This window comes from Vibrio sagamiensis NBRC 104589 (genome assembly GCF_007990935.1).
In the GTDB taxonomy this organism is placed as follows: Bacteria; Pseudomonadota; Gammaproteobacteria; order Enterobacterales; family Vibrionaceae; genus Vibrio; species Vibrio sagamiensis.
Map to the genome: position 1 here is coordinate 21,215 of NZ_BJXJ01000018.1, position 19,225 is coordinate 40,439.

Here is a 19,225-nt window from a genome sequence, read left to right on the forward strand (position 1 = left end):
TATGCGCAAATTAATTGTCGGAACTATGATCGCTTCCCTAATGGGGTGCTCGATGGGACACCGTGATCCTGTTGAAATTAAACAGGCTATTAATCAATCAATTGATGAGTTAAATAGCCGTTCACTCGAAGATATTCCTTCTGCGGTAGAATCGGACTTAATGCCAGACCTCGATAAAAGCCATGTTGATCAACTAGAAACAGAGCCACGTTTCAGAGTGGTCGCGAAGTCTGTTGCTGCAGCAAGCTTTTTTACATCATTGGTAAAAGGTACAGAATTCAGTGTTGCTATTCACCCTGAGGTCAAAGGAAATATTACCGTTAAATTGACAGATGTGACTCTTGATGAAGTACTGCAAGTAGTCCAAGACATTTACGGTTATGATATTGTGAAATCTGGTAAAGTGATTCAGATTTATCCTGCAGGCCTTCGTACTGTCACAATTCCAGTTAACTATCTTCAGTTCAAACGAACAGGAAGTTCACTAACAAATATTGCTAACGGCTCAATGACTTCAATGGCAGATTCAAACAACGGAGAGAATCAAGGTCGCCTGGGTAATCAAAATGCTACTACTGCGGTAGGTGGAACACAAATTGAAACGACTATAGAAAGTGACTTCTGGCCAGCTCTTCAGCAAGCGGTTGCAAAATTGATTGGTTCAAATAAAGGTCAAAGTGTTGTAGTGACTCCCCAGGCTGGGTTAATTACCGTGCGAGCTTTTCCTGATGAACTTCGTGAAGTTCAGTATTTCTTGGGAGTATCTCAAGAACGTATGCACCGCCAAGTGGTCCTAGAAGCAAAAATATTAGAGGTCACATTGAGTGATGATTACCAACAAGGGATTAATTGGTCCAATTTATCAGCATCGATTGGAAATGCAGGCAGTATTATAATTGAACGTCCTGCTTCAGTGCTGCCTTCAATTGATGCGATCAGCTCCCTATTAGGTGGGCAGACGAACGTCACCATCTCAGATGGAAGCTTTACTTCAGTTATGAATTTTATGGCAACACAAGGTGATTTGAATGTGTTGTCTAGTCCACGTATTACAGCTGCGAATAATCAAAAATCCGTAATCAAAGTGGGTACTGATGAGTACTTTGTTACTGAGCTTTCTAGTACCGTTGGTAATGGTGAGAATGCCAATGCAGTGCCGGAAGTCGATCTTACTCCTTTTTTTTCTGGTATCTCTCTTGATGTAACGCCACAAATTGATAACAAAGGCAATGTTTTTCTCCATGTTCATCCTGCAGTTATTGAAGTGACTGAAGAAATCAAGAAACTTAACCTCGGTGGTGATTACAATAATATCCAATTACCGTTAGCGAAAAGTTCTATCCGAGAATCTGACTCAGTTATTCGTGCAAAAAGTGGTGATGTGGTTGTGATCGGTGGACTAATGAAACAAGAACATTTAGAACAAGTTTCAAAAGTTCCTTTGTTAGGTGATATTCCTGGGTTGGGGTATTTGTTTCGTAACGTTGCCGATAAAACTCAAAAAACAGAATTAGTTATCCTGCTTAAACCAACCGTTGTAGGTGTTAATACTTGGCAGAAAGAGCTAGAACGTTCTCGTGACTTATTAAAAGAATGGTTTCCAGAAGAGAGCTCAGTCTTTTATTGATGCTCGGTTCATTGGTGACTTTTTAACTATGTGACGTAATTATGTACCTCTCTCATTTTGGTTTACGTATTTTTCCTTTTTCTCTGACCCCAAATACCGATATGTTTTTGGGGCTTTTACCTCATTATGAAGCCATTCAGACTATTATTGCTGCAGTTAAAATGGGTGAAGGAGTTATTAAGGTGACGGGGGAGGTCGGTACAGGAAAGACCATGGTGTGCCGAAAGCTGATGGAGTATATAGAGCCATATGTCAAACTGGTTTATCTGCCAAATCCAATACTAGATGGAAAGCAATTACAGTTTGCGGTGGCACAAGAGCTTGGTTTGAAAAATATTGACTATCTTAATGTTGTTCCTCTGATCCAAGAGAAGCTTATTGATCATCATAGCCAAGGTCAAAAAACGGTGTTAATTGTTGATGAAGCTCAGGCTTTATCCTCTGAGGGGCTTGAGACTCTACGTTTGTTAGGCAACTTAGAAACACGACAACACAAACTTATTCAATTGGTATTATTTGGTCAACCTGAGCTGGATGCCCGATTAGAGCAACCTGAAATGCGTCAGTTTCGTCAGCGAATTACCTTCAATTGTTGGCTGCGCACTCTTTCGGTTGAAGAAGGGGTTGCTTATATTAATTATCGTTTAGATAAAGCAGGAAGTAGTGGGCATATTTTCTCAACTGATCAGAAGAAAGCTATTTGGCGATCGGCGATGGGGACACCTAGGTTGATCAATCAAATCAGCCATAAAGCTCTTTTAAGCGCTTTTCATGACCACTGCACTCTGTTGAAAAATCAGCATGTGTTTTTAGCCATTCATGATACGTATGATGCATGTAAACCAAAATTTAAAACCCCCATTTTTTGGGGATGGAGTCAGTTTTGAGTGCCATCAATAAAGCATTGTCTGAACTTGCCGAAAAAAACTCGTCCTTTGAGTTAGAGAAAGCGGAAATTTCCAGTGTTCCTAAGAACAAACTATGGTTGTGGCTGCTGGGTGGTTTTTTTCTTAGTTTAGCCTTAGGGTGCTGGGCTGTTGTACAAAGTTCTGCGGAACTGAAACAAAACGTGATTCCTGTCGTTATACATGATGCTGAACAACAATTGAATGCAAAAACTACTCAGGAAAAACAGAACTTCTCTCCGACAAGTAAAATTACGCCAAAATTTGAAGATATTGTTTATACCAAAAGAACCGACAGCGTAAAGATAAATAATCAAATACAAACTGAATGGTCAAATGGTTCTAATGCAGGGCTGAGTTCTACAACTCAAGCGCAGATGATGATGTCCCCATCGTTAGACTTACCTCCGTTCGAGAGCTCTCTCCGAGTAGGTGAATCTTCGTTGATGAACAAAGAACAAAAAAGCTTTTTTCATGTAGAGAGAGTAGAATTGACTCATAAGCAGCTTGCTGAGCAAGCATTGTTACGAGCAGAAAAAGCTATGAATACTAATGAATTAGATGGTGCGTTGACGGCATACCATGAAGTATTACGCTATCAGCCCAAAGACATACAAACACGACAGAAACTGGCAGCTCTTTATTTTGGTAAAGGTAAAATGCGTAAAGCTTATGATCTACTTCAAGCTGGGATCACTCTTGATATTGAGAATCAAACACTACGCTTAACTTTAGCAAAAATGTTAATAAAAGCAGAACAGCCAAAGAACGCACTGAGTCCATTACTGTATCTTCCTGCTGCAGCTAATCACGATTATTTGGCTATGCGTGCAATCCTAGCGCAAAAAAATAAGCAAACTTCGATCGCATTGGAGAGTTATCATTTATTGGTACAACGTCAGCCTTTGAATGCTCGTTGGTGGTTAGGGTTAGCTATTCAGCAAGAGCGAGAACATCAATTGAAAGCAGCCAAGTCTTCTTACCTTTCAGCATTAAGTACGGAGGGAATTTCGAGTCAATCTCAAGAGTTTGTTCAAGAGCGGTTACGCCAATTACAACAGCAGGAGAGCACTCAATGAAAATTAAATTAAGGAAAAGGCTCGGTGATCTTCTTGTTGAAGAAGGAATTGTTTCGACAGCACAGGTCAAACAAGCATTAGCTACTCAACACAAAACAGGGCAGAAACTTGGTGATGTTCTTATAGAGCTGGGCTTTATCAGTGAAAAGCAAATGTTGGAGTTTTTGTCCCAGCAGTTAGGCCTACCATTGATTGACCTGAGTCGTGTTCCAGTTACTCCGGATGCTATCCATCTTCTTCCTGAAGTTCATGCTCGACGTTTAAGATCCTTAGTTTTTGCGCGTAATGGTAATATACTTCGTGTTGCGATGAGTGATCCTGCTGATTTGTTTACTCAAGAGTCACTCATGAACCTGCTGGGTGAATATGAACTTGAATTTATCATTGCTTCTGAAAGGCAATTACTTGAAAGCTTTGACCGTTATTATCGTCGTACCAAGGATATTGCTTCTTTTGCTGAACAGTTACAAGCGGAACGGCAGGATGATCAGATATTTAGCTATGGTATCGATGAGGCGGATAGTGAAGAAGTTACAGTTGTTAAACTAGTTAACTCGATGTTTGAAGATGCCGTTCAGGTGGGTGCTTCGGATATTCATATTGAACCAGATGAGCATTTACTTCGCTTACGTCAAAGGATTGACGGATTGTTGCATGAGACAGTTCTGCATGAAGAAAATATTGCCTCTGCTCTTGTACTTCGTCTTAAGTTAATGGCACATCTAGATATTTCTGAAAAACGCTTGCCTCAGGATGGACGCTTTAATATCAAGGTGCGTGAACAATCAATTGATATTAGGATTTCAACTTTGCCAAGTCAGTATGGTGAGTCGGTTGTAATACGACTACTCAATCAATCAGTTGGTTTACGTAGACTTGATGACTCAGGTTTACCTGAGGATTTATTGAGCCGATTGCGTAAGCAGCTTGCTCGCCCACACGGAATGATTTTAGTCACAGGGCCAACAGGCTCAGGGAAGACCACTACGTTATATGGTGCACTGAGTGAGTTAAATAAAGCTAGTAAGAAGATCATTACTGTAGAAGATCCTGTTGAATATCGTTTACCACGTATTACTCAAGTGCAGATTAATAATAAAATCGATCTGACTTTTTCTCGTGTTCTACGGACTTTCTTACGGCAAGATCCGGATATTATTCTGGTAGGTGAAATGCGTGATCAGGAGACAGTGGAAATTGGTCTTCGAGCCGCTCTTACAGGGCACTTGGTATTAAGCACACTGCATACCAACGATGCTATTGATAGTGCGCTACGTATGATCGATATGGGGGCGCCTGGTTACTTAGTTGCAAGTGCCGTTCGAGCCGTTGTCGCCCAGCGTCTTGTTCGTCGCATTTGTCCAGATTGCCAAGTCAAAATGGACCTTAATGCTGCTGAACAGCAATGGCTTGCAGGACGTTTTCCAAATCAAATCGGTGCACAATTTATTAAAGGAGCAGGTTGTCATAATTGCAACCTCACTGGACATCGAGGACGAATTGGTGTGTTTGAGATATTGGAGTTCGATCAAGTTATGATGGATGCATTACGTAAAAACGATGCAGTAGGCTTTTCTCAAGCGGCGAGGTCGTCTACCTGTTACAAACCTTTACTTGCTTGTGCAATGGAATTAGCTTTACAAGGAAAGGTGAGTTTAGAAGAAGTCATGGTACTTGGAGAATTCGGAGTTTCAGGTACAGCAGATCCCATCTTTATATAGGTAACCGATATGGTAGCTTTTCGTTATCAAGGAAGAAAACTAGATGGTACTGCCGTGAATGGCAAAATCGATGCGATTAACTCGGAATCTGCCGTGGAAGTGCTGATACACAAAGGTATTATTCCGTTAAATCTGAGCTTAATCAAAGAAACCTCGATAAATTCAATTAGCTTGATCAAATGGCTTTCACCAGCAGTGCCACTGGAAGTGGTTATCTTATTTTCTCGCCAATTGTTTAGCCTGACTAAGGCAGGTGTCCCTTTATTGCGCGCTATTAGGGGGTTACTACAAAACTGCGATAACAAACAATTAAAAGATGCGCTGGAAGAAGTGGTTTTAGAGCTTAGCAATGGTGGTAGCCTCTCGGCAGCCATGAAGCCTCATCGGTATGTTTTTAGCCATTTGTTTGTATCTATGATTAATGTTGGTGAAAATACCGGTCGTCTGGATGAAGCGTTGATGCAACTTGCAATTTATTATGAACAGGAGCTTGCAACACGTAAACGCATCAAAGAAGCGATGCGTTATCCTAGTTTTGTGATTATCTTTATTGTAATTGCTATGTTTATATTGAATATATTAGTGATTCCAGAATTTGCAACTATGTTTACTCGCTTTGGTGTCGAGCTTCCTCTACCAACAAGAATTTTAGTCACAACTTCAAATTTTTTTGTTGACCATTGGAGTGGTTTGCTTATTGGTATGGTAGCACTATTTTTACTCTTTAGAATTTGGCTTACGACGGACAAAGGGAGAGAAACGTTCGATAAGTTTTGTTTAAGAATTCCTATCGTCGGAAACATTGTGAATCGTGCCCAACTATCAAGGTTTTCACGCACTTTCTCTCTAATGCTTAGATCCGGTGTTCCTTTAAACCAAGCTTTAGCATTAGCGGCAGAATCATTAGGTAATAAGTTCTTAGAGGGACGTATTATGGAAATGAAGCTAGCGATAGAAGCAGGTAGTACTATTTCGGTTACTGCTACTAACAGTCAGATTTTTACCCCTTTAGTCATTCAGATGATTGCAGTAGGTGAAGAGACGGGGCGTATTGATGAACTGTTATTGGAAGTGTCTGATTTCTATGATCGAGAAGTAGATTATGATCTAAAAACTCTTACGGCAAGAGTTGAACCATTACTTTTGGTCATTGTGGCCGGTATGGTAATGGTATTAGCTTTGGGGATATTTCTACCAATGTGGGGGATGTTGGATATTATTAAAAGTGGTTAGTTTTCAGACACCCAAAAATGTTTCTTTTTTGTTGAATTATTCTCTTAAATTACTATTGATTTTTTTATTAATTCAAGCTTCAGGAAGTGCAGTTTTTTATTTTTATATTACAGCTTTTTGTTGTTCTTGTGTTTATAAGTTACTGTAATATTTACTTAAAATTTAAGTCATGAAAACTTTGACAGCCTGCCTTTATGAATTAGAATGAATGACGGTATAATGAAAAGTAAGCTTGAACAAGTTGCCTTATTTTAAGGATATTTACCATTAAAATAACGGCTCAACTTGTTTTGAACCTTGCTTGATGAAGCTAATTCATCGATTGATTTCAGCAATGTAGTCAGTGCTCACTTTTCTAACGCTTATTGTAGCAAGTTATCGTTTGCTCTTATTTCAAACGTTCATGTGGTTAATTATTTATCATTTCAGTCATTTTATGCAGACTGAGATTAGGAGAGTAAAGAATGAAAAAACAAGGTGGTTTTACCCTTATTGAGCTGGTGGTGGTCATTGTTATTCTGGGAATTCTTGCTGTAACAGCCGCCCCACGTTTCTTAAATTTACAAGAAGATGCAAGGAAGGCATCACTTCAAGGGTTAAAAGGAGCGATTGAAGGTGCGTCTGGTATTGTCTTCGGCAAAGCCGCTATCGATGGTATTGAAACAGCAGCGCCAGGAGCTAATGTAAAAGTAGACGATGTCTTAACAGCTTATGGTTACCCTGTTGCAGGTGATAATGGCTTGGAGAATGCAGTAACTGGTTTATCTACAGATTGGGCATTAGCAATGTCTGGTGCAACGGGCTTAGTCGCTACTTTTGTTAGCGGTACCTTAAAACCTGGTATGGCTTCTGGTCAGTTAGTAAATAATGTTACAGCAGGAAATTGTTATGTTTCCTATACACAAGCAACATCAGGTGCTGTGGCAACAACATCCATTTTTGATGATGGTTGTTAAGTAATACTCGAAAAAGGCCAGGTTGTTGGCCTTTTCTTTGCTCCACATTTTGGAATACAGATGTATGCGTAAGTCATTAGGGCTGAGTACCATTGAATGGGTAACGTTGCTTACTGTGTTAGGTACTTTGGGGATTATTGTGCTGCCAAAGCTTATTGGCTTTGAATCTGAAAGTTATGAAAAAACATGGCAACAGACAGAAGCAAAAGCTGAACATATTTCTGAAATATTGAGCAATAAAGAGACTTACGACGAAATCAAGCAAGAACTTGAGTATGCAAATAAATGGGATGAGTCTAAATAATATCCGTTCGTTGATCCTCTTCAAAATACCTAGGACTATGATCTTTTTAGTCCTTGATTTTCTCACAAAAAAGGTGAGTTATGCAAAGTCGGCACTCTTTCTATGGGTTTACATTGGTGGAGTTGATCTTATTGATTGTGCTGATATCAATTTTGTCACTTTATGCTTCTAGTCGTTTTATTGGCAAAGATAGCTTTTCTCCTTTTGCACTACAAGAACAAGTTATTTCAGTAATTCGTCAATTACAAATAAGTCGTATGCAATCGAATACCTCTGGTGAGGAACCTTATTTCCAACTTCATGTATCTCTTAATTGTTTAGGTTCAGTTGCGGCATGTTCCACAACAAATCAAGTCAGAGCGGCTCGTAGTGACAAAGTACAAGATCCATCGGCGCGTTTTATTCTGAATGGTGCTCAAAGCCCAATCCGTTTTAGCTTGTTAGGAAACCCTCTTAATACTCAGTCAGAAGGTATTTCAATTTTGATTCAAAATACTCATGGAGTAGGTCAATGTGAAGTACAGGTTAACAGTCAAGGTTATGTGGCAAAAGGAATCTGTTCATGAGGAGGCTGCGAGGTATCACGCTGATCGAAATGATCATTGCTCTAGTTTTGATGGCGATTGCGATCACTACTTTTGCTTCTTTTTTGATGCCACAAATTCGCGATTCGGCACTACCATCTTATCAAACTCGAGCTGCATCTTTGGCGCAAGGCTTTCTATCACAAATTATGGCCCGCAGCTTTGATCACAATAGTGATCGTGATGGAGGTGGTATTCGTTGTAATGAAGGCGTTGTCCTATGTACACCAGCAAAAGCGCTTGGTTCAGATTCTGGCGAAAGTAATTCATCGCAGTTTAATGACGTTGATGACTATATTGGCTGCTGGGGTACACCTGAAACGTTGTCTCAATGCCAAGGAGATAACCGTGGGCATATTACTAATGTGTTAGGTGAAAGCAGCGCCGATAAATATCGCAACTTTCGTGTAGAAGTTTCCGTGGTCTATGACAATTTAAATTCACCTATTCCTGCTTTAGAAGCTACCGATTACAAAAAAATCACAGTGAGTATTTTTGCGAGTTATACCCAGCCGTTGACGCTAGTTGCGATTCGAGGAAATTACTGATGATTGAGCGTGGTTTTACCCTTGTGGAGATGGTAGTTACCATTGTCATTGGGGGTGTGATGATGCTGGGTATTGCAGGTTATGTCAAAATTGGAATGATTGGGTATGTTGATAGTATTGAACGTCAGCGTTTACAGACTCAGGCGATGTTTGTATTAGAGAAAATGTCTCGAGAAATACGCCATGCGGTACCTAACAGTTTTTATGTTCCTGATGAAATCACAAATTGCTTGGCCTTTGTAGCGATTGATTACTCTGGTTTTTACTCCCTGTTTCTTAATGATATCGAGTTTTTGTTAGGTAATGCTCCTGCAAGTTTAAATGTTATCCCTGCTGATCTACGTATGGTCATTAACCCTAGTCGTTACGATGATTTGTTGCCCAGTTCTCCGCAAAGTTTTTCAGTTGCAGGACTGATAAAGAGCAATGGTGTTTTTCGTATTCCCGATGCTGCAAGTCGTCTGACTGCTAATTCAATTTCGAGTCGCATTTATATTTATAGGTCTAACTCTGATGTTAAATATTGCTTTGAAAATAATAATGTTACTAGAAATGGTGTCATTGTTGGGGATAGTGTTGATGGTGCAGTAAGTAATATGTATTACCTTGAGTCTACTTTGCAGCGTGGTGGCTTAGTTCACATCAATGTGGAGTTTGAACAAAATGGAGAACGCAGTGTTTTTCAACAAGATATTCAGGTGCTTAATGTTCCCTAGTTCAGCACAACGGGGCAGCATTCTTATTGTAGTGTTATTTGTTATTTTGATTATGGGATATTTAGCAACGTCATTAACAATGGTGAGGTGGTCGAACCAAAGTTCATTAAGTCGAAGTGTTTTAGGAGTACAAGCTTGGTTTATGGCTCAATCCGCTAATGAGTGGGCATTGACACAACTTTATCCCTTGAACGTCTCAGAGCCTGATGTGGGGACATTTTGTTCTGATGTGGTCAGTGGAGCCATCCCGAATATCGCTCAGGGGACAGGCTGTAGGCTAAATAAAATGACATGTTCATCGATTGGTTCTTTTAATGCAGGAACTTCGGAAGAGGAATCGTTATTTCGTGTCAATGCGATAGCTATTTGTGGTTCAGGGAACATGCAAGTTCAACGTCAGCAGGAAGTTTGGGTAAGGGATTAAATGACCATGAAAATAATCAAAATTTTATTGGTATTAATGCTGTTACCAAGTTTGACTTTTGCTTCACAGTGTAACGTAGATAGTCAGAATGACTTTACGATTTCTTTTGATACTCGAGGAAGCGATGCTTATCAAAGTGTTGTATTACAAGAAAGAGGTAATGACTATACACTTTGGTACACAGGGCCTAGGCGTTTCGGTGATAAATATCAATTCGCATTTAATGAACCCAGTTTAAACCCTGAAGTTGGTTATAATATCACACTGGTGTACATAGCCAATGAAAAGCAGGTGAAATACTACCGTCAGTTTATTGGTGAAACTCATTTTGAATTAATGGCGAGGAAATACATCAATATTAGAACGACTCAATCTTGGAATATTGAAGTACGAGAACAAGCTAAAAATCTTCAATGTGTTGCTCAAACGTTACCCAATGGCCCTGATAAACAGATTAACATATCTCCAAAATTTGAATTTGGGACATTGAAAAGTAGTAACTGCACTATGGATGAGGGACAGTACTTTTGTATCATCCCGTTCGAAAAAAATTATGATGAAAGCAAACCTAAGCCTTTGGTTTTTGTCATGCCAACAATTAATGCCTCGTTAACAGAAAAGTTACCACGACGAACGGAATACCCCTCGACTGTTGCGATTGTCAATACCAACCATCACATGGCAACCGTTGTTCAAGAATTTGCCCCTAATCTCAAAGCTGACAGAGGTGTTCAGTTCCTCAATGTTAACGATCCAGAAGTACAAAAAGAGATGGCTAGCGTAGATTATTTTATCATTGAACCAGGGGTATTGGCGCTGGCTAATGGCGCGAAGATTGTAGCAGGTACTATTGAAACCAGCGTTGCTGCTTCTAAATATAATGCTAAAGGGAATAATGAAAGAATAAATGGCATTAGGGTAGATTTTGAAAATTATGGATTAAGGCGCTTCAATGATCCGCCAGGCGTACTCGTTCAGCCTCAAACTCGCAATAATAACGGCCCTAATAATTGGTTTACGGGAATGGCTCGTAATGCAACAGAGTGGTTTTTTACCGTCGCTTTAGAAAAATCTGAAGTCTTTTCTAAAAATCGTAGAGGTGAAGAGACGTATAATTTTATCAATGATTTGGAGACGGTTGCCTTTGTAGCAGGAGAAGGTCACGGCTATATTGATGGTCAACGTTTTTGGTTGGGTCAAGGTTTAACGGAATACACTCTTGAGCAAGAAGATCCTGTAATTGATCCTATATCCAAGGGTTGTAAGATTCATACACCATTTCCCAATGATGCTGGATTTACTAATCCACCGATTTTGATCGCCAACAAAAATTCCCGCAAAGGGAGTAATGGTGGCTGGCTGAGACGGTGTAATATCACTAAAGATTCTGTAGGTTTTATTGTCGAAGAAGACATGCAACGAGACAAGGAACGAGGACATTTAGATGAGGAGGTTGGTTGGTTTATGTTCGAGAAAGCGAACCCCAACCCAATATGTGATGTATTTCATTCACCAGTACAAACGTGGAAAATTGAAAAGCCAGAAGATGGAGAAAATGGTTTTTTAATATTATCCAACCGTTCAAAAATACATGGTGCTCCTGTCATCAAAGACCATAATCAAAGAAGACACGTGTTGGGCTTCTTACCTGAACGTATTTGGGGACAAAATAAAAGCAATGCTTGTGATGGCCTTGAGTGCTTCGGCGATGAAGGGCTGCTGGTTGGTAAAGAGTCTCTGGAAAGTTTTCCTGTAAGTTCGATGTGGCAAGATGTGATCATTACCTCCGAACAAAGGGTAACTTTTCAAGATGGCAAGCAAGTGAAAAACCTCGCAGTTGATGGAGAATTGACATTATCATCAGGTCGCTACTGGTTTGACACAATACAAATTAATACTGGAGGGAAGCTATTTGTTGTTCCAGGTACTGAAGTTGTGATCAATACCAAAGCTTTTTCTCTAGCGAATCGTTCATTTATGGGGATGAATATCGACACTGATCATGATGCCGTATTTAAAGGTAATATGCGGGTCAATGTCTATGATTTACCAATTGACACGAGAAGTGTCTATAACTGGGTCGATATTTCAAATAATTCTCAATTTATCGGCGTTATTTATAGCGAAAAGAAAGTACATTTAAGTAACCACAGCAGTGTCCATGGTGCGATCACGGCTCCAGAAATTGATGTCAATAACAACGCTGAAATACATAGTGCTTCTTCCTGTCTAGCTTCTGCTGATGATTACCAATTAACCCTTTCTCCACAAAAGCAGTATGCATTGCTTTGTGACTCGCAAGGGCCAACTTTTGCGATTGAGACAACCAACCAGGGAAGTGCGCAAAGTACAGGATTGAAAGTCGATATTTTGCCTAAGAGCGCTGAACCTTGGTTTCGGGTTAAAGTCGCGAATAATACTGGACAAGGTGCTTATCCCAATTTTACGACTGACTCAAGCTCATCTCACCTTGGTCAATTAGCATTGGCCATTACTGTAGAAGACAGTAGTAAAATTGATTTGGATGTGCCTTATACCCTTAAAGTTACAATGGATGAAGATACCAACAAATCTCAGGAGGCGACGTTTAAGTTAATGCCTTTCCAGTTTTCTGTTGAGGATCAAGATATTGTTGCAGGTCAAGAATACTCACTAACGACGAAGGTAGTCGCTTGTCTTGAAGGCCAACAGACCGTAGTCGAAAGTTATACGGGGAAGCCAAATGTGACTTTGAATCTAGAGGTTCCTGATTCTGGACGAAAAGAGCTTTCCTTATTAACTTATGCGCCACAATTTACCCGTTCAGAACAGGGTGTTTCTAGAGATAAATTGGTGTTAATGGAATCAGGTCAGTTTACAGTTAAATTACAGGACGATAATTTCATTTGTGATCCTCATTATTCCGATCACTGTCCAATGTCACCCAATCAAAAACCATCGAGTGAGGCGCTGGTATTGAATGGTTCATTTATGCTCCAATCTCGTCCTTGGAAAATTGTGGCATGTGATATTCATGCGCAGCAAACAGGTCAGATTAATCCAGCAACACAAGAATCAGGTGCAGCTTTTATGCCTTCATCTGAAAGCTTCAATGTGACGTTTAAACCGATTATTCATAGAACACCAACAGGTACCTACGATCAATGGTGCACCCATCCGAGCACACAAAACTACTTTACGGAAGATAACCTGCAAGCCGCATTTCAAGCTGAATTCACGGTGGCTTATCCCATTGAAGGGGAGTTAGCTAACCTAAATATTGTCAATGGCGAGTCACTCGAATTCACCCGTTCTGAAGCTATCAATGGTAAACAAGTTACGTATTCTTGGAATGAGGTTGGCTCCCTTAACTTAGCCACCAATGCGAGCTATTTAGGTATAAATTTGGAGTCATCTTCCGTCACGATTGGTCGCTTTTATCCTAAATATTTTCGTGTTATCTCAAGTGAGTGGTATTACCCAAGCCAGCAAAACTTTATCTATATGAACCAGCCTTTTGAGGGAGTTCAATTTGAAGTTGAAGCTTTAAATGGATTAAATCAATCGGTTAAAAATTACGCTCATTTTATGTCTAAAGCTGAATTTAGCTTAGAAGAACTCGATCATTATGCAGAGCGATTTGACGCGCCTAAATTTGGCCTTGGAGAGTGGAGCAATCAAACTGGCGGTAGTGTCGGGCTTTTTTCCATTGGTGGTTATCATAACTGCTCTGAAGGAGCTTGTTGGCGAAAAGACTTAACTGGAAGTCATTATCCCGATGGGCCCTTTAATTCAATTTCAGGGAGAGAATTTTCTCAAATTGGTTTAGTGTATGAAAATAATGCTGATCCTGTTGTTTTTGCTGAGGTTGGAAGTCATCCATTCGCATCTCGTCTAGTACTGCAGCCCGATATTCGTTTTGGTCGAATAGATTTGAGTGATGTAGGAGGTAATCAAGGAGAGCGTCTGAAAGTCCCGCTACGCGTTGAATATTGGAACGGTGAGCGTTTTGTGAATAACGTTGATGATGATCAGACGACAGTAATAGGGAATGTGGCTAAGCAGCAGCTTATTTGGCCCCTTGGTAAAAATACAGATCCACAAATTTTACAATTGATTGATGGTGGGCAAGTCTCTTCAGGATATTTAAATAAGCTTGTTGTGTTTGAAGCTGCGCCATACCGACAGCAAACACAAGTTTGGCTAGGGCTTGAAACGGAGGGAAATGCACTTCCTTGGCTAAAATATCGTTGGGATAGGCAAAAAATAGAAGAACAGAACCCATCAGCAGTGATTACTTTTGGTATTGACCGAGGTAATGATAAGGTCATTTATCGAGCTGAACCGGGAATTCCCGAGCTATAAAAACGTTCATGGCTAACATTAAGTCAGTAAACTGAAAGAAATTGAAAGTTTATGCTCATGTTTATGTACCAATGCCTTGCTGTACAAGCGTGGCATTGGTACATTAAGATAATTTTTTTCTTCTCAATTTTTTGCAGGATGAGCGAAGCATATGTTTAAAAAACTTCGTGGCATGTTTTCTAATGATCTTTCTATTGATTTAGGTACTGCCAACACTCTAATTTACGTAAAAGGGCAGGGTATTGTCCTGGATGAACCTTCAGTAGTCGCTATTCGCCAGGAGCGTACAAATTCTGCAAAAAGTGTTGCTGCGGTAGGTCATGCAGCAAAACAAATGCTCGGACGTACGCCAGGTAATATTACGGCTACCCGTCCAATGAAAGATGGTGTTATTGCTGATTTCTTTGTAACAGAAAAAATGTTGCAGCATTTTATCAAACAAGTACATGACAACAGCATCTTGAAACCAAGCCCAAGAGTCTTGATTTGTGTGCCTTGCGGTTCAACGCAAGTTGAGCGTCGTACTATCCGTGAATCTGCACTTGGTGCTGGTGCACGAGAAGTGTACTTGATTGATGAGCCAATGGCTGCGGCAATTGGTGCAGGCCTGCGCGTTTCTGAAGCGACTGGTTCTATGGTCGTTGATATCGGTGGTGGTACCACTGAAGTTGCAGTTATATCGCTCAACGGTGTGGTTTACGCTCAATCTGTCCGCATTGGTGGTGACCGTTTTGACGAAGCTGTGATTAACTATGTTCGTCGTAATTACGGTAGCCTCATTGGGGAAGCGACAGCAGAGAAAATCAAACATGAAATTGGTTCTGCTTATCCGGGTGATGAAGTCCTAGAGATCGAAGTCCGTGGACGTAACCTTGCCGAAGGTGTTCCTCGTAGTTTTAGTCTTAACTCCAACGAAATTTTAGAAGCATTACAAGAACCATTATCTGGTATTGTTTCTGCTGTAATGGTTGCTTTAGAGCAATGCCCTCCTGAGTTGGCATCAGATATCTCCGAAAATGGTATGGTATTAACGGGTGGTGGAGCACTTCTCAAAGATATTGACCGTTTATTGATGGAAGAAACGGGTATTCCTGTCGTTATCGCTGAAGATCCACTGACCTGTGTTGCACGCGGGGGTGGTAAAGCGCTTGAAATGATCGACATGCACGGTGGCGATCTTTTCTCAGAAGATTAAATATGAAAAGGGTGAAACTGTCTTTTAGTTTCACCCTTTACCCATCATTATAACATCATCCTGCATCAGGCCTAGAATCGCTTTTTGTCGATATCTCAGGTTGCCAAATAAGGCTAAAAAGTTATGGTAACCACAGGTTTAACAACAAAATGAAATCAATTTTTGGCAGAGGTCCAACTCTGCAACTTCGTTTATTTTTAGCTGTCATTATTTCGACCAGTTTGATGATGGCTGACAATCGTTTAGATACATTTTCTAACGTTCGATTCCTCCTAAATAGTATGGTTGCACCTATACAATATGTAGCTAACTTACCTCGTAGCATTTTCGATGGTATGTTTGAGCGCTTTAATTCGCGTCAAACCCTTTTAGACGGAAATCGTAATTTAAAACGAGAAGTATTGCGTTTAAAAAGTGAGCTTATTTTACTCGAGCAATATAAAGAGGAAAATCAACGTTTAAGAAAGTTGTTAGGCTCTTCATTTGTTCGTGATGAAAAGAAGGTTGTTACAGAAGTCATGTCTGTTGATACCTCGCCATATCAGCATCAAGTTGTGATTGATAAAGGCCAAATTGATGGTGTTTACATTGGGCAGCCAGTGATCAATGAAAAAGGCATTGTTGGTCAAGTAACGTTTGTGGCAGCACATAATGCGAGAGTATTACTACTTACGGATGCAAAAAATGCAATTCCAGTTCAAGTTATTCGTAATGATATTCGTGTGATTGCTTCTGGCAATGGGGAGTTGGATAAAATTCAACTGGAACATATTCCAACCAGTACCGATATTCAAGCGGGAGATCTTCTTGTGACATCTGGGCTAGGTGGTATTTACCCAGAAGGCTATCCAGTTGCAACTGTAATGAATGTTTCACACGATACACGACAAGAGTTTGCTTCAATTGTAGCTCAACCTGTCGTGGAGTTTGATCGCTTGCGTTATTTATTGTTGATCTGGCCAAATGAAGATCGACACGATAAAGCATTACAGTCTGGCACTAAAGAAGAGTCGAATAAAGAGGTAACGGATGGCCAATAATGTATTTCGCAGCCGAATGGTCATCGGCATCACTTTTTTAGTAGCATTAGTTTTGCAAACGATCCCATGGCCTGGCATTTTGGATCAACTTCGCCCGTCTTGGCTTTTCCTCGTTACTTGCTACTGGGTGCTTGCATTACCTCATCGAGTGAATGTTGGCACGGCATTAGTTCTTGGACTCTTATGGGATCTCTTAATTGGGTCGACTTTGGGTATTAGAGGCATGATGATGTCTATTGTCATCTACTTGGTTGCCCTGAACTCTTTGGTGATTCGTAATATGGCACTTTGGCAGCAGTCTATGCTTATTATGGTGTTTACGGTATTGCTAGAAGTGCTGATCTTTTGTGGAGAGTACCTCAATCAAGATGTTGTGCTTGATCCCCTACCTCTGTGGGCTGCGGTTATCAATGCCATACTTTGGCCGTGGTTATTTTTATTGATGCGTCGTATCAGGCGTTTATGGCATGTAAGGTAGGGCTATGAATAACAAAATTTCCCTTGTTTTGGCCTCTGGTTCACCAAGACGAAAAGAATTGCTCACCCAGTTAGGCTATCGATTTGATATCGTGCTATCTGATATAAAAGAAGAGCAGCAAGATAATGAGACTGCTTATGATTATGTGCTGCGTCTCTCTTTGGAAAAAGCGCAAGCGGGTTTAGCGATGTCGTCATTTGATGCTGTGGTATTAGGTTCAGATACGGTTGTAGTTTGCGATGGTTTTATTTTGGAAAAGCCCAATGATTTTGAACATTCAAAGCGGATGTTGAATCAGCTTTCAGGTCGTCACCACCAAGTGATGACAGCAGTCAGTGTTGTCTCGGCTGAACAGCAATATTCACAAGTCGTTGTAACAGATGTTTGGTTTAAATCGTTGACTGATGAAGAAATAGAACAATATTGGCAGTCAGGAGAGCCATGTGATAAAGCTGGTAGTTATGGTATTCAAGGGTTAGGTGGGCGTTTTGTGACCCGAATCGAAGGCAGCTATTATGCTGTTGTTGGCCTACCTCTATTTGAAACTGATCAGCTGATTCAAGAATTTTTATAATTATTCGAGGTGTGCACATGAGTGCAGAATTGCTGTTAAACGTTACTCCGAGTGAAACTCGTGTAGCGATGATTGAAGGTGGCGTATTACAAGAGATACATATAGAGCGAGAATCACGTCGCGGTATTGTTGGTAATATCTATAAAGGCAAAGTGAGTCGTGTGTTACCTGGAATGCAAGCGGCTTTTGTTGATATTGGTTTAGAAAAAGCAGCCTTTCTCCACGCATCTGACATTGTACCACACACCGAATGTGTCGCGGAAAATGAAAAGCAACAATTTCAGGTACGTGATATTTCAGAGTTAGTACGTCAAGGTCAAGATATCGTTGTTCAAGTTGTGAAAGATCCACTTGGAACAAAAGGCGCTAGGTTAACCACAGACATTACTCTACCATCACGTTATCTTGTGTTTATGCCAGGAGCAAGCCATGTCGGTGTTTCCCAGCGCATTGAGAGTGAAAAAGAACGGGAACGGCTTAAAAAGGTGGTCAATCACTATTGCGATGAGCATGGGGGCTTTATTATTCGTACTGCAGCTGAAGGCGCAGATGAAAAAGAGCTGTCACAAGATGCTGCTTTTCTGAAACGCTTATGGTCTAAGATTATAGAACGTCGTGCAAAATATAAAACACGTACGACGTTGTATGGTGAACTTGGTTTAGCGCAGCGTATTTTGCGTGACTTTGTCGGTACTGAACTGGATAAAGTGATGGTTGACTCACACTTAGAGTACGAGAACTTGAAAGAGTTTACCTCCGAGTATGTGCCAGAGTTGACAGAGAAGCTTGAGCTCTATGAAGGTGATAAGCCTATCTTTGATATGTATGACACTGAGAATGAAATTCAGCGCTCATTAGAACGCAAGGTAGAGCTTAAATCTGGTGGTTATCTGATTATTGATCAAACAGAAGCAATGACTACGGTTGATATCAACACAGGAGCATTTGTCGGACGTCGTAATCTGGAAGAAACAATTTTTAATACCAATGTCGAGGCTACTCAAGCTATTGCTCGTCAATTACGTCTGCGTAATTTAGGTGGTATTATCATTATTGACTTTATCGATATGTTATCTGAAGGTCACCGTAAGCGTGTGTTAGCTTCTCTTGAAGCTGCTTTATCTAAAGACCGTGTCAAAACCAACATTAATGGTTTCACTCAACTTGGCCTTGTTGAAATGACGCGTAAGCGGACACGAGAAAGTATTGAACATATTCTTTGTTCGAGTTGTCCTACTTGTGAAGGACGAGGTAGCGTGAAAACTGTGGAAACCGTCTGTTTTGAAATTCTGCGTGAGATTACTCGGGTGAATCGAGCTTACGATGCGGATAATTTTGTTGTTTATGCCTCCCCTTATGTGGCAGAAGCTTTACTAGGAGATGAATCTCATGCTCTTGCTGAGCTTGAGGTTTTTATTGGAAAACAAGTCCGTATTCAAGCAGAACCGTTGTATATACAAGAACAGTTTGATGTTGTAATGATGTAGTTTGGGACCT

Annotated in this window: 17 protein-coding genes; all 17 read left to right on the top strand. The window is 40.4% G+C overall.

Features of this window, described 5'->3' with window-relative positions:
* Position 1 precedes the first annotated feature (1 nt).
* Entirely contained in the window at positions 2 to 1,627 is a 1,626-nt protein-coding gene (mshL, locus tag VSA01S_RS10290) for a pilus (MSHA type) biogenesis protein MshL (RefSeq protein WP_039979154.1), read from the top strand.
* A 41-nt stretch (positions 1,628 to 1,668) separates the two neighbouring features.
* The gene (locus VSA01S_RS10295; protein WP_039979155.1) at positions 1,669 to 2,514 is read left to right on the top strand and encodes an ExeA family protein; all 846 of its coding nucleotides are present in this window, start codon (positions 1,669 to 1,671) and stop codon (positions 2,512 to 2,514) included.
* Positions 2,511 to 3,611: a tetratricopeptide repeat protein gene (locus tag VSA01S_RS10300; protein ID WP_227739594.1), complete on the top strand. Its 1,101-nt coding sequence runs from the start codon at positions 2,511 to 2,513 to the stop codon at positions 3,609 to 3,611. The genes VSA01S_RS10295 and VSA01S_RS10300 overlap by 4 nt, the downstream gene beginning before the upstream one ends.
* Positions 3,608 to 5,332 (top strand): MSHA fimbrial ATPase MshE, encoded by a 1,725-nt coding sequence (mshE, locus tag VSA01S_RS10305; RefSeq protein ID WP_039979157.1) that lies wholly within the window; start codon positions 3,608 to 3,610, stop codon positions 5,330 to 5,332. The genes VSA01S_RS10300 and mshE overlap by 4 nt, the downstream gene beginning before the upstream one ends.
* Positions 5,333 to 5,341: 9 nt before the next feature.
* Positions 5,342 to 6,565 carry a type II secretion system F family protein gene (locus tag VSA01S_RS10310; RefSeq protein WP_039979158.1) on the top strand — a complete coding sequence of 408 codons (1,224 nt, stop codon included), beginning with the start codon at positions 5,342 to 5,344 and terminating at the stop codon, positions 6,563 to 6,565.
* 464 nt (positions 6,566 to 7,029) lie between these two features.
* Complete coding sequence (locus tag VSA01S_RS10315) at positions 7,030 to 7,521, top strand: type II secretion system protein (protein ID WP_039979159.1); 492 nt, start codon at positions 7,030 to 7,032, stop codon at positions 7,519 to 7,521.
* Between the two features lie 64 nt (positions 7,522 to 7,585).
* The gene (locus tag VSA01S_RS10320; protein WP_039979160.1) at positions 7,586 to 7,825 is read left to right on the top strand and encodes a hypothetical protein; all 240 of its coding nucleotides are present in this window, start codon (positions 7,586 to 7,588) and stop codon (positions 7,823 to 7,825) included.
* An 80-nt stretch (positions 7,826 to 7,905) separates the two neighbouring features.
* Positions 7,906 to 8,391: a hypothetical protein gene (locus VSA01S_RS10325; protein WP_039979161.1), complete on the top strand. Its 486-nt coding sequence runs from the start codon at positions 7,906 to 7,908 to the stop codon at positions 8,389 to 8,391.
* Positions 8,388 to 8,957, top strand: coding sequence for a type IV pilus modification PilV family protein (locus tag VSA01S_RS10330; RefSeq protein ID WP_039979162.1), 570 nt, complete (start codon positions 8,388 to 8,390; stop codon positions 8,955 to 8,957). The genes VSA01S_RS10325 and VSA01S_RS10330 overlap by 4 nt, the downstream gene beginning before the upstream one ends.
* Positions 8,957 to 9,673 (top strand): PilW family protein, encoded by a 717-nt coding sequence (locus VSA01S_RS10335; protein WP_039979163.1) that lies wholly within the window; start codon positions 8,957 to 8,959, stop codon positions 9,671 to 9,673. The genes VSA01S_RS10330 and VSA01S_RS10335 overlap by 1 nt, the downstream gene beginning before the upstream one ends.
* The gene (locus VSA01S_RS10340) at positions 9,663 to 10,097 is read left to right on the top strand and encodes a hypothetical protein (protein WP_039979164.1); all 435 of its coding nucleotides are present in this window, start codon (positions 9,663 to 9,665) and stop codon (positions 10,095 to 10,097) included. Before VSA01S_RS10335 ends, VSA01S_RS10340 begins: the two co-directional genes overlap by 11 nt.
* 6 nt (positions 10,098 to 10,103) lie before the next feature.
* Positions 10,104 to 14,441, top strand: a complete 4,338-nt coding sequence (locus VSA01S_RS10345; RefSeq protein WP_039979205.1) for a DUF6701 domain-containing protein — start codon at positions 10,104 to 10,106, stop codon at positions 14,439 to 14,441.
* Between the two features lie 151 nt (positions 14,442 to 14,592).
* On the top strand, positions 14,593 to 15,636 hold the full coding sequence (locus VSA01S_RS10350; RefSeq protein ID WP_039979165.1) for a rod shape-determining protein: 1,044 nt from the start codon (positions 14,593 to 14,595) through the stop codon (positions 15,634 to 15,636).
* A 149-nt stretch (positions 15,637 to 15,785) separates the two neighbouring features.
* The gene (gene mreC, locus VSA01S_RS10355; protein WP_039979166.1) at positions 15,786 to 16,676 is read left to right on the top strand and encodes a rod shape-determining protein MreC; all 891 of its coding nucleotides are present in this window, start codon (positions 15,786 to 15,788) and stop codon (positions 16,674 to 16,676) included.
* Positions 16,666 to 17,154 carry a rod shape-determining protein MreD gene (gene mreD, locus VSA01S_RS10360; RefSeq protein ID WP_039979167.1) on the top strand — a complete coding sequence of 163 codons (489 nt, stop codon included), beginning with the start codon at positions 16,666 to 16,668 and terminating at the stop codon, positions 17,152 to 17,154. The genes mreC and mreD overlap by 11 nt, the downstream gene beginning before the upstream one ends.
* A 4-nt stretch (positions 17,155 to 17,158) precedes the next feature.
* Positions 17,159 to 17,728, top strand: a complete 570-nt coding sequence (locus VSA01S_RS10365; protein ID WP_039979168.1) for a Maf family protein — start codon at positions 17,159 to 17,161, stop codon at positions 17,726 to 17,728.
* 17 nt (positions 17,729 to 17,745) lie between these two features.
* A complete protein-coding gene (gene rng / locus VSA01S_RS10370; RefSeq protein ID WP_039979169.1) occupies positions 17,746 to 19,215 on the top strand; it encodes a ribonuclease G in 1,470 nt (489 codons plus the stop codon).
* Positions 19,216 to 19,225 lie beyond the last annotated feature (10 nt).

What these genes read in the sequence shown, in the direction of transcription:
- mshL (WP_039979154.1), top strand. Translation starts at nt 2, where the DNA reads ATGCGCAAATTAATTGTCGGAACTATGATCGCTTCCCTAATGGGGTGC.
- VSA01S_RS10295 (WP_039979155.1), top strand. Translation starts at nt 1,669, where the DNA reads ATGTACCTCTCTCATTTTGGTTTACGTATTTTTCCTTTTTCTCTGACC.
- mshE (WP_039979157.1), top strand. Translation starts at nt 3,608, where the DNA reads ATGAAAATTAAATTAAGGAAAAGGCTCGGTGATCTTCTTGTTGAAGAA.
- VSA01S_RS10310 (WP_039979158.1), top strand. Translation starts at nt 5,342, where the DNA reads ATGGTAGCTTTTCGTTATCAAGGAAGAAAACTAGATGGTACTGCCGTG.
- VSA01S_RS10315 (WP_039979159.1), top strand. Translation starts at nt 7,030, where the DNA reads ATGAAAAAACAAGGTGGTTTTACCCTTATTGAGCTGGTGGTGGTCATT.
- VSA01S_RS10320 (WP_039979160.1), top strand. Translation starts at nt 7,586, where the DNA reads ATGCGTAAGTCATTAGGGCTGAGTACCATTGAATGGGTAACGTTGCTT.
- VSA01S_RS10325 (WP_039979161.1), top strand. Translation starts at nt 7,906, where the DNA reads ATGCAAAGTCGGCACTCTTTCTATGGGTTTACATTGGTGGAGTTGATC.
- VSA01S_RS10330 (WP_039979162.1), top strand. Translation starts at nt 8,388, where the DNA reads ATGAGGAGGCTGCGAGGTATCACGCTGATCGAAATGATCATTGCTCTA.
- VSA01S_RS10335 (WP_039979163.1), top strand. Translation starts at nt 8,957, where the DNA reads ATGATTGAGCGTGGTTTTACCCTTGTGGAGATGGTAGTTACCATTGTC.
- VSA01S_RS10340 (WP_039979164.1), top strand. Translation starts at nt 9,663, where the DNA reads ATGTTCCCTAGTTCAGCACAACGGGGCAGCATTCTTATTGTAGTGTTA.
- VSA01S_RS10345 (WP_039979205.1), top strand. Translation starts at nt 10,104, where the DNA reads ATGAAAATAATCAAAATTTTATTGGTATTAATGCTGTTACCAAGTTTG.
- VSA01S_RS10350 (WP_039979165.1), top strand. Translation starts at nt 14,593, where the DNA reads ATGTTTAAAAAACTTCGTGGCATGTTTTCTAATGATCTTTCTATTGAT.
- mreC (WP_039979166.1), top strand. Translation starts at nt 15,786, where the DNA reads ATGAAATCAATTTTTGGCAGAGGTCCAACTCTGCAACTTCGTTTATTT.
- mreD (WP_039979167.1), top strand. Translation starts at nt 16,666, where the DNA reads ATGGCCAATAATGTATTTCGCAGCCGAATGGTCATCGGCATCACTTTT.
- VSA01S_RS10365 (WP_039979168.1), top strand. Translation starts at nt 17,159, where the DNA reads ATGAATAACAAAATTTCCCTTGTTTTGGCCTCTGGTTCACCAAGACGA.
- rng (WP_039979169.1), top strand. Translation starts at nt 17,746, where the DNA reads ATGAGTGCAGAATTGCTGTTAAACGTTACTCCGAGTGAAACTCGTGTA.